We start from the raw sequence: 1271 nt of genomic DNA on the forward strand, positions 1-1271 counted from the left end.
CGCCGGGGTGGGGTGGGGGGGGGGTTTTTTTTTGGGGGGGGGGGGGGGGGCGGGGTGTGGGGGGGGGGGGGGCCCCCCCCCCCCCCCCCCCCCAACACTGCGGCGCCTCGCGGCAGGAGTGCCTCCGGAGCTGGCGGTCGGTAGCCGAGGGAGCTGTGGGGCCGGACAGTGTTGTAGTGCCGGCGCCATGCTTCGATCAGCACCTCGGCTTCCCGCAGGCTGTAGAAGATCTCCCCGTTGAGCAGTTCGTCGCGCAGCTTGCTGTTGAAACTCTCGCAGTAGCCGTTCTCCCAGGGACTGCCTGGCTCGATATATGCTGTCTGAGTGCCGACCTGGGCGATCCAGTGCCGCAGCGCCTTGGCGACAAACTCAGGCCCGTTGTCCGAGCGGATGTAGCTAGGCGTGCCGCGGCTGATCATCGCGTCGGCCAAGGTCTCCATCACGTCCTGCGCGTTCAGTCGCCGCTTCACCAGGATCGCCAGGGCTTCGCGCGAATATTCATCGATCAGGCATAGCATTCGGAACTTCCTCCCCTCATGCGTGCGGCCTTCGACGAAGTCGTAGGACCACACGTGATTGACCCAACTCGCCCGCAGCCGGACGCACGAGCCGTCGTTGAGCCAAAGACGGCCCCGCTTCGGCTGTCGCTGTGGAACTTTCAGCCCCTCTCGCCGCCAGATCCGCTGCACCCGCTTGGCGTTCACCGCCCAGCCCGCCTCGCGCAGTAGCGCCGTGATTCGCCGGTAGCCGTAGCGGCCATAGCTCCTGGCCAACTCGATGATGTCGGCAGTCAGCCCCGCCTCGTCATCGGCGGTGTGCGGCACCTTGCGCTGGGTAGAGCGGTGTTGGCCCAACACCTGGCAGGCGCGGCGCTCGGACACACCGAGCTCGCTCTGCACTCTCTCCACGCAGGCGCGGCGGCGAGCGGGGCTTAGAAGTTTCCCCGTGCGGCTTCCTTCAGGATCAGCTTATCCAGCGTCAGATCCGACACCGCGCGTCGCAGCCGCATGTTCTCCAGTTCCAGCTCTTTCAGCCGCTTCAGCTGGTCGGTCTTCATGCCGCCATACTCCGCACGCCAACGAAAATACGTCTGCTCGCTGACCTCGATCGATCGCGCAGCTTCCGCGATCGATCGGCCCTGACCAGTCAGAACCTCGACCTGACGGAGCTTGGCCACAATCTCCTCAGGCTTGTGATGCTTGCGTCCCATTCGATCCTCCTCGGGCAATCTTGCCCCATTGCGGGTGGATCACTTCAAGGGGCGCAGACCA

The 1271-nt window shown here is 65.5% G+C and carries 1 protein-coding gene; it reads right to left on the reverse strand.

The genetic code is table 11. From position 1 onward, the window contains the following. Nucleotides 1-1210 (reverse strand): IS3 family transposase gene (locus tag ACOVRJ_RS21515; RefSeq protein ID WP_422045864.1). Its coding sequence is split into 2 segments (ribosomal slippage), with 1211 coding nucleotides annotated over them: nt 1-961 and nt 961-1210; the frame shifts between segments, so codons are not numbered across the junction. This gene is flagged as partial in the annotation. Nucleotides 1211-1271 lie beyond the last annotated feature (61 nt).

It is taken from the genome of Roseateles sp. (genome assembly GCF_049240545.1).
Classification (GTDB): domain Bacteria; phylum Pseudomonadota; class Gammaproteobacteria; order Burkholderiales; family Burkholderiaceae_C; genus Paucibacter_A.